The sequence below is a fragment of the Paenibacillus sp. JQZ6Y-1 genome, assembly GCF_040719145.1.
Classification (GTDB): Bacteria; Bacillota; Bacilli; order Paenibacillales; family Paenibacillaceae; genus Saccharibacillus; species Saccharibacillus kandeliae.
On record NZ_JBFDUZ010000001.1, the window covers coordinates 1,713,753 to 1,733,817 of the forward strand.

At 44.6% G+C, this 20,065-nt stretch carries 15 protein-coding genes and 1 pseudogene; 13 read left to right on the forward strand and 3 right to left on the reverse strand.

The features are described from left to right. The first annotated feature begins 129 nt into the window (after positions 1-129). From ABXR35_RS07475 to ABXR35_RS07505, 7 genes are all read left to right on the forward strand, one after another. On the forward strand, positions 130-2,121 hold the full coding sequence (locus ABXR35_RS07475; protein ID WP_367057625.1) for a stalk domain-containing protein: 1,992 nt from the start codon (positions 130-132) through the stop codon (positions 2,119-2,121). A 908-nt stretch (positions 2,122-3,029) separates the two neighbouring features. Then, entirely contained in the window at positions 3,030-3,551 is a 522-nt protein-coding gene (locus ABXR35_RS07480) for an SMI1/KNR4 family protein (RefSeq protein WP_367057628.1), read from the forward strand. Positions 3,552-3,629: 78 nt separating this feature from the next. After that, complete coding sequence (locus ABXR35_RS07485) at positions 3,630-4,076, forward strand: YxiJ family protein (RefSeq protein WP_367057630.1); 447 nt, start codon at positions 3,630-3,632, stop codon at positions 4,074-4,076. Positions 4,077-4,299: 223 nt separating this feature from the next. Continuing rightward, a complete protein-coding gene (locus ABXR35_RS07490) occupies positions 4,300-5,502 on the forward strand; it encodes a GTP-binding protein (RefSeq protein ID WP_367057633.1) in 1,203 nt (400 codons plus the stop codon). A gap of 192 nt (positions 5,503-5,694) precedes the next feature. After that, positions 5,695-6,894, forward strand: coding sequence for a GTP-binding protein (locus ABXR35_RS07495; protein ID WP_367057636.1), 1,200 nt, complete (start codon positions 5,695-5,697; stop codon positions 6,892-6,894). 25 nt (positions 6,895-6,919) lie between these two features. Beyond that, on the forward strand, positions 6,920-7,753 hold the full coding sequence (locus ABXR35_RS07500; protein WP_367057639.1) for an AAA family ATPase: 834 nt from the start codon (positions 6,920-6,922) through the stop codon (positions 7,751-7,753). 196 nt (positions 7,754-7,949) lie between these two features. After that, entirely contained in the window at positions 7,950-8,417 is a 468-nt protein-coding gene (locus ABXR35_RS07505; RefSeq protein WP_367057641.1) for a DUF6678 family protein, read from the forward strand. Between the two features lie 177 nt (positions 8,418-8,594). On the opposite strand, the pseudogene ABXR35_RS07510 reads toward ABXR35_RS07505, so the two are convergent. After that, positions 8,595-10,313: pseudogene (locus ABXR35_RS07510) on the reverse strand (alpha-amylase family glycosyl hydrolase); the annotation flags it as partial. 518 nt (positions 10,314-10,831) lie between these two features. Then, complete coding sequence (locus tag ABXR35_RS07515; RefSeq protein ID WP_367057644.1) at positions 10,832-11,146, reverse strand: hypothetical protein; 315 nt, start codon at positions 11,144-11,146, stop codon at positions 10,832-10,834. 209 nt (positions 11,147-11,355) lie between these two features. Here ABXR35_RS07515 and ABXR35_RS07520 point away from each other — a divergent pair, with 209 nt between their 5' ends. The 3 genes from ABXR35_RS07520 to ABXR35_RS07530 all read left to right on the forward strand — a co-directional run bounded on the left by ABXR35_RS07520 (position 11,356) and on the right by ABXR35_RS07530 (position 14,552). Beyond that, on the forward strand, positions 11,356-12,861 hold the full coding sequence (locus ABXR35_RS07520; protein WP_367057647.1) for an alpha/beta hydrolase family protein: 1,506 nt from the start codon (positions 11,356-11,358) through the stop codon (positions 12,859-12,861). 193 nt (positions 12,862-13,054) lie between these two features. Next, positions 13,055-13,657, forward strand: a complete 603-nt coding sequence (locus ABXR35_RS07525) for a phosphoglycerate mutase family protein (RefSeq protein WP_367057650.1) — start codon at positions 13,055-13,057, stop codon at positions 13,655-13,657. A 46-nt stretch (positions 13,658-13,703) separates the two neighbouring features. After that, positions 13,704-14,552 carry an LD-carboxypeptidase gene (locus tag ABXR35_RS07530; RefSeq protein ID WP_367057653.1) on the forward strand — a complete coding sequence of 283 codons (849 nt, stop codon included), beginning with the start codon at positions 13,704-13,706 and terminating at the stop codon, positions 14,550-14,552. 186 nt (positions 14,553-14,738) lie between these two features. On the opposite strand, the gene ABXR35_RS07535 is transcribed toward ABXR35_RS07530, so the two are convergent. Continuing rightward, positions 14,739-15,620 (reverse strand): LysR family transcriptional regulator, encoded by an 882-nt coding sequence (locus tag ABXR35_RS07535; RefSeq protein ID WP_367057656.1) that lies wholly within the window; start codon positions 15,618-15,620, stop codon positions 14,739-14,741. Positions 15,621-15,953: 333 nt separating this feature from the next. On the opposite strand from ABXR35_RS07535, the gene ABXR35_RS07540 reads away from it, so the two are divergent. The 3 genes from ABXR35_RS07540 to ABXR35_RS07550 all read left to right on the forward strand — a co-directional run bounded on the left by ABXR35_RS07540 (position 15,954) and on the right by ABXR35_RS07550 (position 19,745). Continuing rightward, positions 15,954-17,669, forward strand: coding sequence for an NAD-dependent malic enzyme (locus tag ABXR35_RS07540; RefSeq protein ID WP_367057659.1), 1,716 nt, complete (start codon positions 15,954-15,956; stop codon positions 17,667-17,669). A gap of 298 nt (positions 17,670-17,967) precedes the next feature. Then, positions 17,968-18,933 carry an AEC family transporter gene (locus tag ABXR35_RS07545; protein ID WP_367057662.1) on the forward strand — a complete coding sequence of 322 codons (966 nt, stop codon included), beginning with the start codon at positions 17,968-17,970 and terminating at the stop codon, positions 18,931-18,933. 320 nt (positions 18,934-19,253) lie between these two features. Then, a complete protein-coding gene (locus tag ABXR35_RS07550) occupies positions 19,254-19,745 on the forward strand; it encodes a GNAT family N-acetyltransferase (RefSeq protein ID WP_367057665.1) in 492 nt (163 codons plus the stop codon). The last annotated feature ends 320 nt before the right edge of the window (positions 19,746-20,065 follow it).

A 20,065-nucleotide genomic window follows, 5' to 3' on the forward strand; every position in this document is an offset into this window, starting at 1 on the left:
GAATATGCATAGAAGAACGATAATAATAAAGGGGTAGCCCGCTTGCTTGTGACCTATACATCCTTCAATGTGTGAGGTGAAGGCAGAGGGCGCTCACTACATAATCAGACCAAAGGGGAACGCACGTAGATGAGAGAGAGAAGCAGCAGAATTCAGAATTATGCAGCAGGAGCAATAGTAAGTCTGGCGATGGTAACGGGAACACTATCGCCTTGGACGGCGACGACCACGGTATGGGCAGCTGAACAAAATAATAGTCAGACAGGGATCGCTTCCGTGTTAAACGGTCAAACGTATCTGTTGACAGATGGCACATTATGGGCGCAATCGCTCAAAGGACCATGGCATTCGGAATACAATTTCAAAGGCATCACGGTAGGCAGCAACAATCAATATTATGGCTGGACAACGGGTGGACAGGTACTAACATGGGATGACGTTACTGGCAAAGCAACGATTATATCCGGTATCAGCAATGCTGCGCAGGTGTCCGGTAATGGTATCGTGCTAGGACGTGATGGCAAAATCAATATGGTCGGTTCAGACAAACCGGATACACTGCCAATGAATGTGAAAATGATCGATGGACACGAGGACTCGTATGCAACGGTGAATCAATCCGGTGACATGTTCTACTATAGCTCCTATCGCAATGGGCTTGGGCGCAAGGTGGGCAGTTATCCAGATGCTGCTGCCATTCGTCAAGATGGAGTCGGCTTGGCTGTGCTCAAAAATGACGGTACGGTTGTACTGCTAGATCTGCTGACTGGCGATGCACCACGTACGCTGGCAACTGACGCGGTATCTATCGATTGGCAAGGCAATAATCGTACATTGCTAGTAGCGAAAAAGGACGGTACAGTCTGGTCGTATAGCCGCTCCAATGGCTTCAACCCACAGCAACTTAGTGAGTTGACAGGCATTACCGAAATCGCTGCTAGTGCAGATGGCATCTATGCTCGTCGCAGTGACGGTAGCTGGGTACGAGATGTGCAGCAATCGGTAACTCCATTCGGCGTGCCGTCTATTACACAATTGAAGCTAGCGTTATCCAAGACGGATGCTGCGATTGGAGATAAAGTCGAAGCACAGGTTCAGGAAGTGTATTCCAACGGCTATACAAGCAGTCGTCCGGCACTTTCTGGCGAATTGGCAGTTGATCAGCCGCAAGTTGCTGAAGTTCTGTCAGATGGTACAGTAAAAGTCAAAGCGCTCGGTGGTGCAACCGTGACACTGAGCGTAGACGGTATGACCGCTCAAGCACCTTTAAACGGAACATCGGAGCAGGCACTAACGGGTGCAGTCATGATCAGCGGTACAGTATATTTGCCCGTGCAATCGGTATTCAAGGCATTGGGTGGAACTGTTGCTGTCAGTGGCAATCAATTCCGTATCAGCTGGGGCAAAGACCAGATTGTGCTGAATAAAAACAGCGCAGTGGCGACTATCAATGGACAAAAGCAGACGCTCAAAGGCAAAGTACAAAGCAGCGCTGGACAAACCGTGTTTCCGGCTGCCTTACTGACCGCTGTCTCCACCAATGCAAAAGTAAGCTGGGATGGATCGTACAAGCAGGCAATTCTAAATGTCAATGGCTCCAAAATCACTGTCCAATCGGCGGATACACAAAAGCTGATCAAGCAGGCAGAAATCGGTAACTTAACCCGACTGCTTGGTAAGTCCTATTGGGTAAATGGTTATAGCGGGGCGGGAGATCGCTTTAGCAAAGTCACTATTCGCGATATTACTGCGGAAAAAGATCCGTATAATCACACACGCTTTGTCGTTCATTTCCGTGGCGGCGATGGTAAAGATTACCCATCCAGCATGATGACTGGCTCGGAAATTACCAATCTGATTGGAGATTCCTCGGAATTTTTCACATACAACCCGTATAGCAAATACAACTGGTCGCAGTCCACATGGAACCATATCAAAAATGGCGAAGTGGTTCGCGGTATGACCAAACAGCAGGTACTGCTTTCATGGGGCGAACCGGATCGCAAAGAAGTATCCAAGCAGGGCGGATACAATGTGGAAGTATGGTCGTACATCAGCGACAGCTCACTCGATATGCTCGGATTTGGCGAAGGCGTGGTTTATGAGATTGTTAGCCTGTAAAGATGGTGTGTATGGCTATGAGTGGAATATCTATCCATAATAGTGAATGATAGGTAGTAGGGTGTTAGATAGTAGAATAAGTGATGAGGTTTATGTTTGCATACAGCCTTGGTGTACCTTTTATTGATAAAGGTGTGCCAAGGCTGATTTTTTTAGTTGGCAAATAAATATAGTACGCGATGAGATAAAATGATTAGAAATGGTACTGAAGCGTTTGGTCGAGTAGAGAGTAGAGAGTAGAGAGTAGAGAGTAGAGAGTAGAGAGTAGAGAGTAGAGAGTAGAGAGTAGAGAGTAGAGAGTAGAGAGTAGAAGAGTGAAGTAAAATTTTACAAAAAATCATTATATGAAAAATTCATAATAGAAACTTACATTCAAACTTTATAACTATATAGGGATAATGGAAAGGGGAAGGTAAGATAAGGGAGACAATCATACCGTGCACACAAACACTGCAATCGAGCATTGTGCCGAGCCTATAAAGAAGATCGACTAACTCAATAAAATTGAATCTATAGAAATCAGAAAAAATAAATTGCAGCCTTAGAGAATGCGCGATCTTCAAAAGCGATACGCCAAGATAGCGATTAACCATTCAATAACCATCCAACTGACAGATTTCAGAAAATCGGAAGAACGACTAACCAAGCATTTAAAAATAACATGCGAAGCTGCCGAGCCGAACGAGTGGAAGAGAAAATAAAAAAACAACAAAAATCCTCTCATTTCGCTCCAAACCATCTTATTTTCCTACTAAAATAAATATTTCAACATATGAAAAATTCATAATAATAAAACCTAAATCTGAAAAAAGAAATTATAAAACCCCTCAACCCTACTGTCAAAAGTTATTTTTGCTGGTATGCTTACTACTGATTACGCTATGATCTACAAGGAGGCGCCTATACATATGGACACCAAAGCTCAGCAATTATGGAGAGACATCATACAGCATGCAATGAATATCAATTCCTGTACGATAGATCAGCTGCATCTCCGTCAGGGCGCGACTTTCGAGCAGTTTGTACAATTGGAGCAGACGCTTGCTGTTTCTTTGCCGGAGCCGATGAAGCAATTGTACAGCATTCATGATGGTCAGGAAGAGACGCTGGATATAAACATACTACTGCGAAATCTAACCTTTTTGTCAGTACAACGGATCATTGAGACATGGCAGTTTTTGCAGGAGGAATTTGATCCAGATGGATGGGAACCAGATGCAGGAGATGGAGTTAAACCGTTTCTGTGGAATCCACGTTGGATTCCATTTGCAACGAATGGGGCAGGCGATTATGTATGTATCGATACTGATCCAGCTGCCGATGGTGTGCAGGGACAGGTGTTGTATTTCTGGCACGATTGGGAAAGTCGGACGGTAGAAGCCAACGACTTCTTTCAATTTGTTGAGATGTGTTTGCAGGAAGAGGAATAGGCGACGGGAAGATACGGGTATATAGGAGTACGGAAACGTAATTTTGAGTTTTACAGGCTTAATCGCCAGGTGATAAGTATGATTGAAGAACAATTCAAAAACATGCATGATATAATGATGCGTTTTGACCAACAAATCGACTATGTAACGCTGCATGAAGAATGGAAAGAGCTTGGCTGTGATTTTGACGACCATTTTCAAAATGAACAATCCTGTAATGAATTGAAGATGGAATGGGATACCTACGCATCGAACGTCTATGGATTAAGTACACATCAAATCACCCATCCGAATTGGCAAGATGCGCTATGGCGATACAAGTGGTACGTATTGTTGGAACAATCCTTTTTTGACCGATGGAAAAGGTATCGCTTCTTGCAGTATTATGATCTATCCTGCTACCCTAATATTTATATTGAAATGGAGAGTATGGAGCAATTACGAGTGTATAGTTTGAAGCTGATCCGTGATCTGAATCATCAGTACAGGGCATATAATAAATATAGTGGAATAATCAAGGTTTGATATTAAATACATGCTCACGCATAACCAATAACAGCATCCCACTAAGGTGATGTACAAAACAATATGCCTGTTTGGAATGAACGATGGAGTTGACAAACATTCCAAACAGGCATATATTGTTACATGTTAATCGTAATAATTACTATTTAAAGCTTGCAGTAGACTATGGTCCATTATTGGGTAGCATACAACAAATGATGATAAGGAACGGGGAGAAGCAAACATGACTGGGACACAGAAACCATTGCCGGTGACGGTATTGAGTGGCTATTTGGGAGCAGGCAAGACGACGGTATTGAATCATGTGCTGAACAATCGTCAAGGGCTGAAGGTAGCAGTCATTGTCAATGACATGAGCGAGATCAATATAGATGCTGCATTGGTACGAGAGCAAGGCGGCTTGTCACGCACGGAGGAAAAGCTGGTCGAGATGTCCAATGGCTGCATTTGCTGCACATTACGCGATGATCTGTTGCAGGAGGTAGAGAGACTGACCCATGAAGGGCGTTTCGATTATATTCTAATTGAGTCGACAGGCATTAGTGAACCGGTGCCGGTGGCACAGACCTTTACGTATGCAGATGAAGAGTCGGGGATTGATCTGAGTCAGTTGGCGCGATTGGATTGCATGGTTACCGTTGTGGATGCGAATCGGTTTTGGCATGATTATCAGTCGGGTGAAACACTATTACAACGCGGACAAGCAACAGGGCAGGACGATACGCGTGATGTTGTAGACCTGCTGATTGATCAGATTGAGACATGTGATGTATTACTACTGAATAAATGCGATCTGATGAAGCCTGCTGAGTTGGAACAACTGGAAAGCGTGATCCGTCAGCTACAGCCACATGCACAGATCATTCGTACGGTGAACGGAGAGATTGATCCAGCGCGAATATTGAACACGGGATTGTTTGATTTTGAGCGGACCAGTCAGTCGTCGAGTTGGATACGCGAATTGGAGCTGGAGGAGCATACGCCGGAAACGGAGGAGTATGGAATTAGCTCGTTTGTATATCGTCGACGTGCTCCGTTTCATCCAGAACGCCTGGCAGAATTCATGAACTATTGGCCAGAAGAAGTCGTTCGTGCGAAAGGGCTGGTATGGCTAGCAGCAGAGGGCGATATGGCGGCAAGCCTGAGCCAAGCAGGTCCGTCAATTCAATTTGGACCGGCTGGACATTGGGTTGCGGCATTGCCGGAAGATGAGCAGACGATGATTTTGCAAGAGGAAGATGATGTTCGCGCTCGGTGGGATGAACGTTGGGGTGATCGACTGACGGAAATGGTAATGATCGGCATCGGTATGGATCGTCAACAGTTGGAATCAGAGCTGGACGAATGTCTATTGGATGAACAGGAAATGCAGCAGGAATGGAGTGAGTTTGTAAATCCGCTGCCTTGGCCTGTGCACGTGCAGTAATGATGACCAGCGCAGGATGTTAAGTACTGTTCGTCTGGATACAGATATAATGCATTAAATGTGTAGGTAACAGGAATAATTATACTTAATTTTAAATCGTAATAATTACGCTTTTTCCCATAGAATGGATGTATGATTAGGGCTTACATTACAGCAAAAGCAAAAGAATAAACAAAGGATGGTGTATACCCAATGACTCTAGTAGAACAGGACAACCGAATTCCCGTAACTGTACTTAGCGGATATCTGGGAGCAGGTAAAACGACCATTATGAACCATGTGCTAAACAATCGGGAAGGTCTACGTGTTGCGGTGATCGTCAATGATCTCGGTGAAGTGAATATCGATGCCGATCTGATTCGTGATGGCGGCGGATTATCACGTACAGATGAGAAGCTGGTGGAGATGTCCAATGGCTGCATCTGCTGTACGCTGCGCGAGGATTTGCTGGTTGAGGTGGAGAAGCTTGCCAGTGAAGGCAAGTTTGACTATATTCTGATCGAATCGACAGGCATCGGTGAACCAGTACCTGTAGCGCAGACCTTTACGTATGTGGATGAGGACAATGGAATCGATCTGAGTCGCTTGACCCGACTGGATACGATGGTCACGGTGGTAGATGCGCCGCAATTCTGGAAAGACTACTATTCCCGCGAAAGTCTGATGCAGCGTGGTCAGGCTGCCGGTGAAGATGACACACGCGGCGTAGTGCATTTGCTGACGGATCAGGTGGAATTTTGTGATGTGCTGATCATCAATAAGGTTGATCTGGTAAATGAGGAAGAACTAGAGCGCTTGGAGAAAGCGCTGCGCGCATTGCAACCGGAAGCGAGAATCATTCATTCAGTACAGGGCAATATTCGTCCAACTGATATTTTGAATACAGGGCTATTTGATTTTGAAAAGGCGAGTCAATCCGCGGGCTGGATTCAGGAGCTATTGAAGGAAGAGCATACCCCAGAGACGGAGGAATACGGAATCCATTCATTTGTCTATCGACGCAAAATTCCGTTTCATCCTGAACGGCTGATGAAGTGGGTGACTCAGTATCCGTCTGCGATTGTTCGCTCCAAAGGATTGATGTGGCTAGCGACGCGCAACAATATGGCAATATCCTTTAGTCATGCCGGAACATCCAAGCAGCTATCACCAGCAGGATTATGGGTAGCGGCGCTGAGTCAGGAAGAGCTGGATTACCATTTTGACGGGGAAGTACCCAGAACACCAGATTGGGATGAGCAGTGGGGCGACCGAGTGACCAAGCTGGTGTTTATCGGGATTGATATGAATCGGGAAGAGATCGAACGCAGTTTGGATGAAGCGTTACTCACCCCAGAGGAAATGAACAGCAATTGGCGCGATCTGTATGATCCATTGCCATCATTTGGCTGAATAAAGAAAGAGAGGATGTATTCCTATGAGCAAAAATCGCCGCAACTATGGTAAGATGCCACTTACCAAAGGCATCGAGATGGCTTCGGTCTATAGTGTAAAAGAATGCGGGCATCGTTCACGTCATATCGTGCTATCACAGGAAAACCGCATCATTACTGAAGAATTTCTCAAGATCGTCAATCTCAAAGATACATTCGCATTGCACGATGTACCCGTTCCGAACAAAGTGATGATGTTCGGTCCACCGGGAACCGGTAAAACGCTAACTGCTTTTCACTTAGCCCATGAATTGGAATTGCCGCTGGTAACTGTACGGTTGGATGCACTCATCCATGCTCATCTCGGCGAAACCGGCAGCAATGTACGCAAGATCTTCGAGTATGCTAGACAAGAACCGTGCGTATTATTTATGGATGAATTTGATGCAGTTGCCCGAACGCGCGATAACAACGATGAGGTAAAAGAGATGGCACGTGTCGTGAATACGCTGCTGCAATGTCTGGATGAATTCCCTGAGCATTGTATTTTCATCGCTGCGACCAATTTGGAAACCGAGCTGGATAACGCCATCTGGCGACGATTTGATACGAAGATGGTATATAGCAACCCGGCGGAAGAGTTGCGGCTGGAATATATAACTCGTTTATGCGGAGACTTTCCAAGGGAGACAGGATTGGAGCAGTGGGCAGCAGAATGGATGGATGGCTGTAGCTATGCCGACATCGAACAGATTATTTTAAAAGCGAAACGCAAAGCGATTATCGACGATATTCCGATGTCGCAATTGCTGATCGAAATGTCACTCCATGAATACCGTCCCTATCATATGCTGGTGGCGGAACGGGCAAGCGTGTAGGTCATACATAGATGGCAAGAGTAAATTAGCAGTACTCTTGTCATCTTGTCATATTGTTTGATGTCTCTCGGATGCGTAGTATGCTCCTTTCTTTTGCCTTACAAACGATGATTGGTGTACCATAAACAATAAAGAATATGGGTTCGTCAAAAATTGTAGCATATCGATTATCATTACCAAGAAAGGAAGCCTCTCTATGGATTACATACGCTACAAGCAGCAAGTGATGCAGGAAGTGGAACGACGCAGTCTAACTTCAATTATGAACGATACGCGCTGGGAAAAGCTAAAATATGGTGTCTATCATAAGCTACCCTTTCCTCCGGCATTTCAAGTAAAAACGGTTCTCGCTGCTGATCCATACCCTTTGCAGTTTGAGCAGGACGTCAATTACCATGGCGATTGGAATGCGATCATTGGTGATCGTTCGGATGAAGCAGTATTTTGCGACTGGCATCGTCCCTCGTTCGATATCGAATGGATTCGCGTAAAGCCGCGGCGATTGGAGTATCGCGGTCAATTGGTGGATGACGAAGTAGTGAATATTGAAGAGTCGTTTGTCACTTTGTTGAAAGAATGTCGCATTCCGTATATATGCAGAAAAGGGGATTACTGGATATACGGTTATGCGACGGCGGAAGAGTTTGCGGAACTGCATGTATAAATGTAGTTTGATTACAATTACTATGATAGACATAACAGAAATATAAGAGCCTGCTTGCCTATGCTAACGCAAGCAGGCTCTTACATACAACTTGATGATCAAGATACCAGATGACGTTTAGGCTTGGAAAAGCGCTTTAAGCTATTGCTTTTATTGAATCATGTTCGCGGAAGAACATCATTTCGTCAGGATTTTCACTTCTTTTGGTGCAAGAGTTACTGTGATGGAACCGCTGTTCACGGTTACGGAATCCGTACCCAGCTGGTTTTTCAGCGCTGTTCCGCTACCGAAGTTGTCCAGATTTCCAATCGTACGCGTCTCGCTATTCCACGAGTTGTTGATCAGCACGACCACTTCGTCCGAACCGCTGGAACGTTGGAATCCGTAGACAGTACTGTCTGACCATTTTTCTTTTTGTGTACCGTTTTGCAGCGCTGGATGTGCATTGCGCACGGCATTCAGCTTCGCAATATATTTGTACAGCTCATTGCTTGTGTCAAAGGTCATATCTTCGCGGTTTGCTGGATCATCGCCGCCGCTGAAGCCTTGCTCTGTACCTTGATACACAATCGGAATACCACGCGAGGTTAACAGGAAGCCGAGTGCTGCTTTCAGCTGCGGCCATTTGTCATACGTCGCTCCTGGTTTGCCAGAGGCTTCGTTCAGGAAGCGTTTTACATCATGGTTGTCGATAAAGGTACCGTTCAGATTCACATTTTTGTAACGGGAATCCTGTGTATACCGATCTTTGATCAGATTCATTGAACCATCCTTGGCAAATACATCGCGGATCGTATAATACATTGGGAAATCGAGTGCAGCATCAAGATAATTTGTGTAATCACCTACATAAACCGGATCGCCATTGTATACTTCGCCGATCGTAAAAGTATTAACGGCAGTGTCGAAGTCCTTCAGGAACCACTTCGGTACATGCTTGGCAGTGTCAACACGCAGACCATCTACGCCAGATTGTTGAATAATCCATTTGCCCCAGTTTTTCAGCTCGGTAGCGACAGCTGTATTCTCTTGCTTCAGATCGTCAAGGCTGGCAACATCACCATTTTCGATACGAGTCTGATTGTTGGTGTTGTAGTCATTTTGCGTAATATCGCCAGCATTATGATACCAATCGGCATTGTCGAATGGAGCCTTGGCAGTACCGTTGTTTGGACGGAAGTCGCCTGTATGGTTAACGACTACATCCAGCATAACTGCGATGTTTTTGCTATGTGCCGTTTTCACCAGCTCTTGGAATTTCGCCATATTGCCTAAGTGTCCATCGACAGAGTAGAAGTCATAGGTGTGATAGCCGTGGTAAGCAGTCACGCTTTTTTGCATCGTTACTGGTGTGATCCAGATCGCGGTGAAGCCCATATTTTTGATGTAATCCAATTTGTTGATAATGCCTTGGAAGTCGCCGCCGTGCCATTGACCCGGATTGCTTTTATTGGAGTTAAAGCCACCGTAGTTATCATTGCTTGTATCCCCATTGCTGAAACGATCAGTCATGATAAAGTAGATGCTGCGTTTGCTCCAATCGACTGGTCCGAAATTGTCACTCGGTGGTGTCGTTGGATCGGTTGGTGTGGTAGAACCGGAGGGAGCGCCAGTCGTAATCGTACCAGCTGCACCGTTACTGCCCGGAGTGTAGGTGGAGATGCCTGTATTGAAGAAGTAGTTTTTGGAGTTGTTATTGTCCCATGTGCCATTACCGTTGTTGAAGACGGCTTCCAGCTGCGTATACGATCCGATATTGATTGTCGCCTTCGTATAGCCGCTTACTTCGGCATCCGTCATTTTCACGCCCGGTGCCGTCGTCCAATTACCATCTGCCTGACGGTAATGTATGTACGGTGTAGCAAATCCCTTTTTGTAATACACAGTGACCGAGTTATCCGCCGCATGCGTAACTGGTCCGAAACCGCCCAACATAACTGCGAGCAGAACCAGTAAAGCAAGCGAAACGGAAACCCATTTTTTGAATTGCATTTGAGCCGAACTGAACATAAACCATCCTCCTTTGTGTTGGAAAAACATTTGTGCAAACGTTTACGCAACTGATTATATGATAACGCTTACAAAAAGAAAAGATGGAATTTATATAATATTCTGGATATACAAACGTATTCAAAATCATGCACAAGAAAGCGTTCAGAATGATGATATTTGGCAATCAATAATAGGAGCAACTGTGTGGATCTTACACCAATCATTGTATGACGAATTGTATGACGATGCCATGTATCTATCGTACCTGTACCTATTCAGTAGAACCGTTATTATTGTCAATCATGAACGTTTCTTTCATTTATCCAAATCATCAGACAACCGTATCGTAAGAAAAAGACCGTTGAATGAGTAGCTTCCTCATCATGAAGAAGCCCAGTCAACAATCTATCCTTAACCTGTATTCATTTTCTCAGAGGGAAATAGGTAGCCTCTTCCAACATCAAAGCATCCACACCCAGCACAACATTCATATCAATTGTACCCATATCGTAATGCAATTCGGAACTCTCCATATAGTCAACTTCGGATTGCTGAGGATCGATATTCTCTGCATAAGATACGAGAGCGACTACTTTTGGCTCATGAATAGCCTTGAAAATGCAGTGAACAATAATGCCGAATCTAGGAAGACTTTCAAGATGTTTTTGCCATATTTCATCAAAATATTGTTGAGCAACATTGTCATCCGCAAGTGTATCTATTCGTAATAGATACATGGTTATAACTCCTTTGTGTAGAGAAATGGAAGACCGATAGTTTTTTTGCTGTTTGTTTCCTGTTCTTTTGCTATTCATTTGGATATGCTTGATACATTTTCGATTTGGTTGCTGTCTTTTACATAGTAAGCTGACGGTAGCTTATGGAGCTTGATGTTATCAGGGAGAACCACAAGATCATGAACATGCACCTACAAAGGAGAATAGACATGCGGTTAATGGAACTGTTGCTTTTTCTGTCTACAATCGGATTATTCGTATGTATTACTATATTCCAGCATGAGCGGCGTAAAACTTGGCTACTCGTTGGAAGTATAGTTGCACTTGGTATACTGATACTGCAATGGGCGATTGAAGGAGAGCGCGTGCAGCTACTGTTACTCTATGGCACTACGCTTATACTAGTGATGATTGCAGGCTTTCGTTATTTTGGAAAAGGTATATCGCTCACCCGTCCGCGCTTCCTGAGACGATTGGCTTCTGTTGGTATCATCCTTCTGTTCGTTGCAACAACAGGGCTGCTATATGCTTTCCCTGTCTTTCATTTGCCAGCACCAACAGGCGAGTGGAAGGTGGGAACGCAGACATTTCATTTGGTTGATACGAGTCGAAAAGAGTCATTTGATCCGACCGGAAAGCATAATCGGGAGTTGATGGTTCAGGTCTGGTATCCGGCTCAAGCTAGTCATGAGACCTATGCACCTTTCGTTGCAGATGCTGACATTTTACCTTATATAGCCGAGCATTATGGATTGCCCGGATTTACGTTTCAGCATTTAAAATATATTTCCAGCTATGCGTATGCAGACGCAGCAGTCGCTTCGGCACAGCAGACGTATCCACTCATTATCGGGAATCCTGGCAATGGATCTTCGCGATTCTTCCACACATCACAAGCGGAAGAACTCGCCAGTCATGGATATATCGTAGTTATGATTGATCATACGTATAATACAATTGCAACGCAGTTTCCAGATGGACGAATCACAACCAATACAAGCGATACATTGTTTTCGCCCAATCATGATTATCAGACAGAACGCGCACAGCGCGATAAGCTAGGAGTAATATTAACCGATGATGTGGCATTTGTATTGGATCAATTACAGTTGATTCAATCTGGTCACATCTCCAGTTCACTCAAGGGCAGGCTGGATCTTCAGCATATAGGCATATTCGGTCATTCCATCGGCGGAGCGACTGCATATGATGCCGCATACGATCCGCGCATCACAGTTGGGGTCGATCTGGATGGAGGGTTATATCGATTGCAAGATAGAGAACCTCTGCGCAAGCCATTCCTGTTTATCAACTCGGCAAGCAATCATGAAGCGATACAGCGGGTCATCGATCATGACGTCTATACAGATGCAGAGCTACAACAGATGGGTTCTACCAGAGCATGGGAGGACGGAGTGATGAAGGATAAGCAGTTGGAGTTAAAGGATATGCGTGAAGCCGTCGCAGCTGGAGGAGGCGTGATCTACATCCAGAATACAGAGCATCTTAATTTTACAGATGTACAGTTTGTCTCGCCTGCCTTCAAGCTAGTTGGGGCTACAGGCACAATATCACCTGCACGAGTGAGTGAGATTACGAATGCTTATATGGTAGACTTGTTTGATCACTATTTAAAAAATCGAAAGAGCGACTTACTTAAAGGACCAGATCGCCGTTTTCCCGAAGTAACATTTATCAATGTATCCTCAAACTAACTACAGTATGAGTCATACATCCAAAAAAACCTGTCGCATGACAGGTTTTTTGGATGTAGTGTAATAGTAGAGACTGCGCTTTATTAGTCATATACGCTTGCTTGCTCCATATGTTGGAATAATGATAAGATGAACGCAAACTTGGCTTATTGTAATTACATATGATATTTCAAATCCAAACAGGGAGAAGCCTATGGAAGTGATCTTTGTTCGTCACGGGCAGTCGGAACACAATTTGAATACACGTGATCGTCTGCAAACGATTCATCCACATCTTACCGCATTCGGTGAACAGCAAATGCAAGCACTGGGTACTGAAATTCAGATTACTATTAACGATCTATGTATCATTAGTCCAACGATACGTACGATAGAATCGTTTTATCAGCTTGCACGTGATCATTATTCTGATCAGGTTTGGATTAGTCCGTTATGTGGTCCACGCATGTATCCGCAGAATCCTGATTGGTATACGCTACCTTGTGATCGCATTTTGACAATAGAACAATTATGTACCGATTATGCTGATTGGCGAATAATGAATAAGCAATCATTAGAATTATGGCATGACGCAGTCAATACAATGCCTCATGCCCAGTTTGAATGTCATGCACGTCAATTGTTATTGGAATTAAAAGAAAGTGGCAGTTCACGAGCTATTATCATTTCACATGATGGAACCATCAATCATTATCGCGAATTGCTCGGCGAGCAAGGGCTGAGTAGGGATACGTTTCTCGGAGAGGCAGGATATTATCGCACCACTTTCCATGAAGCGAAGGATGGATACGATTGAATAGCAACAATATCCTTATACCAATTCATAGCAAAGGAGCAGCATAATGTCACAATTACAGTTAAACAGTGGCGACACTGTCGCTTTGATCTCCTGTTCAGATGGAATCGCTCAGGCAAATCGAGGGAGTGTGGATGAACTGATTCAACGTCTGAGCGAGTGGGGGTTGCATGTACAGGAAGCAAGAACGCTAATGGAAGCAGAGTACGGTTGGAGCGGCAGCCCGCAGGATCGGGCAGCAGAACTCAACCGATTATTTGCCGACGAACAGGTCAAAGCGATCTTTGATATTTCTGGTGGTGATTCAGCGAACGGGATATTACCGTATCTGGATTACGATGCTATCGCACGCTCAGGTAAGCCATTGTTCGGTATGAGCGATCTGTCAGTTGTGTTGAATGCGATCTATGCACGGACCGATGTAGCGGGTTACCACTATCAGGTGATGAATCTGGTACGTCAGCACGGGGAGATGCAGCGGCAAAAGTTCTATCATACCTTTTTTGAAGGTGGCAGTGATCTGTATGATCTGGAATTTGAGTTTTTGCGTGGCGAGGATTTGAAGGGAGAGTTGATCGGCGGCAATCTGCGTTGTCTACTGAAGCTAGCAGGTACGCGTAATTTCCCACATGCTCGCGGACGGGTCATCATGCTGGAGGGATTAAGCGGACGACTAAAACGTGTTGTATCTATGCTGGATCAATTGAGTCAGACAGGGCTGTTACAGGAATGCTCTGGGCTGCTGATCGGTACCTTTACCGAATTGGAGCAGCACGGAGAGCGCGATGCGTTGTTGGATTATGTGATGAAAATGACCGCAGAGCGCGAGATTCCGGTCGTTCATACGACACAACTGGGACATGGCAGTGAATGCGGCTGCTTGATTATCGGCTAAATGATGAAGCACACTACGATTCTATACGCATAGAGAGCAGCCTCTTTTTCGATAGACTACTATGCTACATGATGGGAATAGCTAAACAAACAACAAAAGCGCCTTTATCTGTTGAAATAGATAAAGGCGCTTTTTGCTTATACGATACATACACGATAAAGCAGTCTGTGTTATAGAAGAATCTAGTCAGCCTGTCGTCATCTGATTCTGCACCAGCTGGATAAACTGCTTGGCGGCATAGCCGAGAAACTTGTCATTTCGGTGCATGATGCCGATATGGCGGATCGGTGGGAAATCCTCAATTTTGATCAGTCGCAGTGTCGGATCGTTAAATGATTTGGACAGGGAATATGGCTGCAAGCAGGCGCCTACATTGGAACGAACAAAGCCGTACAGCGAAGAGGCAGTGGACGTTTCTACGATAATATTCAAATTCATGCCATGCTCGCGGCAATGGGTTTCGATCAACTCGCGTGCTTTGAAGCCTTTAGGATAGGCAATCAGCGGCAGATTCCCCAACTGCTCTAGCGCAACCGATTTGCGTCCTGCCAACTCATGGCGCTCGGACACGACAAGAACGAATTCCTCGGTATAGAGTGGAATGGTCGTTAATCGTGGATCGCTGAACTCAATCAACGTAATGCCAATATCAACTTGATTGTTAATCACCATATCGGCAACCTCAATCGCAGACGATATTTTCAAATGCACCTTCGGAAATTGCTGGTGAAAATCGATCAGAATCGGAGTCACCCGATAATCCAGCTCTGCCGCCATCAGCCCAACGACCAGATTCCCGCCGTCATATTGACGTAGCCCATTAATCTCATCATACGTATCTTGAAGCTTCAATAAGATACTGCGCGCTTGCTTGAGCAGAATATAGCCTGCTTCGGTCGGAGTGATGCGTTTGCCAATCCGATCAAAAAGCTGCATCCCCAATTCTTCCTCCATCGTGCGAATCTGAATACTGAGTGTAGGCTGGGTAATGCCCAATTTTTCCGCAGCACGGGTAAAATGAAGCTCCTCACAAACCGCTACAAAATACTCCAGTTGTCTTAGTTCCATCGCTGATTTCTCCTTATCATTGCTTCTATCTATCATTATATTATTTTTAATTTATTTTTCCAATCCTTAACATCCCGCGTCGTATCTACATAGTTTCATTTTTTGGACACATGTAAACGGTATCTTTTTTATGAAAGAAGTTGTAAAAATGAAATAAATATTCTGTATATTCATTATTATCATAGTTTTTATCAATGATAAAATGATAATTGATAGAAAATATTCAAATTTAGCCTTTACAATATGTCAAAATGATACTATTATAAATATTGTGATTACTGTTGATTACGAAAAATAACAAATAGTAAAAAAGTAAGAAAGAAGGCTATGAAAATGAATGCTTTTTATCTTGATCGTGATGGATCTCTACGTACTGTATTGAAAGGAAAAGATGTACTAGCTAACCCAATTTTGAACAAGGGGGTTGCTTTTACAGCGGAGGAACGCAAAGAACTCGACTTGAACGGAATTCTGCCTCCCACTATTTTGACTATTGAAGAGCAGGTTAATCGGGTGTACGAACAACTGCAAAGTGAACCTAATAATCTGCGCAAAAATATTATGCTGAACGATCTGTCTAACCGCAACGTGGTACTGTACTATCGTCTGCTGAGCCAGCATCTGAGCGAAATGCTGCCAATCGTGTATACACCGACTGTCGGACAATCGATTCAGGAATACAGCCAGCAATACCATAAACCGGGCGGTGTTTATCTCTCTATTGATAACATGGACGGCATTGAAGAAGCATTCCGCAACTCTGGTATGCAGCCGGGCGACGTTGATCTGATCGTCGCAACGGACTCTGAAAGTATCCTTGGTATCGGCGACTGGGGCGTAGGCGGTATCAATATCGCCATCGGTAAACTTGCTGTATATACTGCTGCTGTAGGTATTAACCCAAGCCGTGTACTGCCAGTCGTACTGGATGCAGGTACGAACAACGAAAAATTGCTGAATGATCCACTGTACATCGGTAATCGTCATGAACGTATCCGTGGTGAGAAATACGACCAATTTATCGATCGTTATGTAGAAACAGTTCGCAAGCTATTCCCAAATGTACTGCTGCACTGGGAAGACTTCGGTAATGTGAATGCACGAAACATCATTAACAAATACGGCGATAACATTCTTACCTTTAACGATGATATTCAAGGTACTGGTGCGGTAACACTGGCAGCCATCATGTCCGGTGTACAAGTAAGCGGCACACCACTGCGCGATCATCGTGTACTCGTATTCGGTCCGGGTGCTGCGGGTATCGGTAATGCCGACCAAATTCGCGATGCTATGATCAAAGAAGGGCTGTCGCAAAAAGAAGCGGAACAACGCTTCTGGGCATACGACTATCGTGGTCTGCTGACAGAAGAAACAGAAGGCGTTTTTGAATTCCAAAAACCATATGTACGTGAAGTATCTGAAGTAAGCGACTGGGCGACTGATGCTGATGGCAAAATCAGCCTGCTGGAAGTGATTCGTCAAGTGAAACCAACCATTCTGCTTGGTACATCCGGTGTAACTGGCGCATTCAGCGAAGAGATAATCAAAGAAATGGCGAGCCATGTGGAACGTCCGATCATTATGCCAATGTCCAACCCAACGTCACTGGCTGAAGCTGTACCTGCTGATCTGTTAGCATGGACAGATGGTAAAGCACTGATTGCTACTGGTAGCCCGTTTGCACCAGTTGAATACAAAGGCGTGACTTACGAAATCGGTCAATCCAACAATGCGTTTGTCTTCCCTGGACTTGGTCTAGGTGCCATTGTTGCCAAAGCAAGCGTATTTACAAAAGGCATGTTTACCGCTGCTGCTGATGCAGTTGCTCATGCGGTCGATTCTTCCGCACCGGGCGCATCGCTGCTACCACACGTGAAAGATCTGCATACGGTATCGTTTGCCGTGGCTGTTGCCGTCGCAAAAGCAGCGATTCAGGATGGTGTTGCCAACCATACTCCAGACGATGTGGAGCAAGCAATCAAAGATGCCATGTGGCATCCAGTATACCGTGATGTAAAAGCTGCCGAAATGTCTCAAGTAGGCTAAATCGAGACAGGCATTCCTATAGAAGAAACGCATCAAAGCGTAAAAGAGAAGCTCTATACAAGAGAGAGCTGTCGAATCACCGGAATACCGGGTATGGATGATGCCCGGAAGATTCCCTAACCGTATTGCCGCGGTTTGTAGATATGTACGCTGCAAACGCGAAGTCAGCTGCTACACACAAATGATGATGCAACTGCTCTGCGTTTGCAGAACCCGGCTGCCTGTCCCTTTGGATAGGCAGCCGCCCTTTTGGGCATTACACAACATAGCGCAACCATAAGATGGAGGTCCTGTAATCATGTCAGTCGGTCATATTTTTGTGATTTTAATTCCGATTTTCTTTGTTATTATTCTTGGGTTTCTAGGCGGTCATTTTAAAGTATTCAATCCCGCCTCGTCCAAAGGTTTAAATACATTAGTTACCAAATTTGCGCTACCTGCGCATCTGTTCATTGGTATTACCACTACCAGCAAACAGACGCTGATTGAGAAATGGCCATTTTTTATGACCATGTTCCTTGGCATTATCGGCTTCTATGTCGTTATGCTGCTGGTTATGCGTCTGGTATTCAAAATGGATCTGAACAAAGCATCCATTTTCTCGCTAAACTCGACACAGCCATCGTTCGCTTTTATGGGGATTCCCGTTCTGGGCAGTTTGTTCGGAGCAGCGGAAGTTGCCATCCCGATTGCGATTACGGGTGTTGTTGTAAACGCACTGCTTGATCCAATTGCCACCATCGTTAGCTCGGTTGGTAAGAAAACACAAGCCAACAGTCAAAAAGAAGGTCATCAAGAAGGTCTCCTGAAGCTGACCATTCATTCCATTTTGCATGGTTTGCGTGAGCCGCTTGCTTGTGTACCGCTGCTTGGTGTCATTCTGACGCTGCTGGGATTCCAAGCACCACAATTGCTGCAAGATTCTTTGGATCAAATCGGGGATGTTACTTCCGGTGCTGCACTGTTTGCTATCGGTGTAACCATTGGTCTGAACCGTATCAAATTCAGCGGTAGTGCCATTGGTATCTCGCTGTTAAAAGTCATTGCACTGCCTGTTCTGACATTTGCATTGGCACTGGCATTCGGTCTGTCATCGAATGATGTGACGATGGCAGTTCTGCTCGTATCGTTCCCAGGTTCAGCTGTCGCTGCCATGATCGCGACACGCTTTGAAACGCTTGAGGTCGAGACAGCGTCGTCCTTTGTCCTAAGTGCAATCCTATCTTTGATTTCCTTACCGATTCTGATCTCCATTCTGTTGTAACAGATCCGATAGTTGCAATTTTAGATGATTTTTGGATAAAAGAGATTTGAATGATTATAGATTTGCATGATAATGCTACATCGTTATCTTGATGTTTATATAACAGTACGTGGTGCCAATATAGAGCGATACAATAAGCATCATGTAGTATTCAATCCGTGAAAAGGCTGCCGTTTTGTTGAAGATATACAATTCAACAGAACGGCAGCCTTTTATATATGAGGTGCTTGTACAGAGGAGCATGACGCATTATCATAAACATACCAACATTTACATACACAAAGCCGGATGATATCGGCATGGGGAAAAGGAGTGGTATGATGTCCAATCAACTGAGTATTCGTCCATATGAAGAGAGTGACCGCGAGCCAATTGCAGAACTGATTGTACATATTCAGCAGCAGGAGTATAACATTGCAATTACGCGTGAGGATCAGCCTGATCTGATGAGTATCCCGCAATTTTACCAGCAGCAGAACGGCAATTTTTGGGTAGCGCTGGATGGTCAACGTGTCGTCGGTACGATTGCGCTGGTTGACATCGACAATCAGCAGGTAGCACTGCGCAAGATGTTTGTGCATGCCGATTATCGTGGCAAGGTATGGAAAACCGCACAGCTGCTGCTACAGCAGGCGATACAATGGGCAGAGGATAAGCAAATCACCGATATTTACCTTGGTACTACTCCGCAATTTCTAGCGGCACATCGCTTTTATGAAAAGAACGGCTTCGTGGAAGTAACCGAGTCGCAATTGCCCGAATCTTTTCCAGTGATGAAGGTGGATAAGAAGTTTTATCGTTTGAAGATTTAAGAGGTGCATGTGAGGATGTGTATTGGAACGTATAGACTGCCTGGGGATCATATGAAGTTGAATGTTGAATTGGTAAGGAAAATGAAAAAGAAGCTTCACAGTTTGTGCTGTGGAGCTTTTTTGTATCCTTTTTTATGTCTGAATCCTCTGTTATGATGGTTGACAAAAATCGCAATGAGGAATATATTGATAATCATTAATCGTAATTATTACTATTAAAGATCGGTGATAAATAGCATCCGATAATGGATAACATAAGTTGATAAGCAGCGTATCAGCATTTCAGTGTTAGCAGTCTGGATACTGACTACCTGAATTGT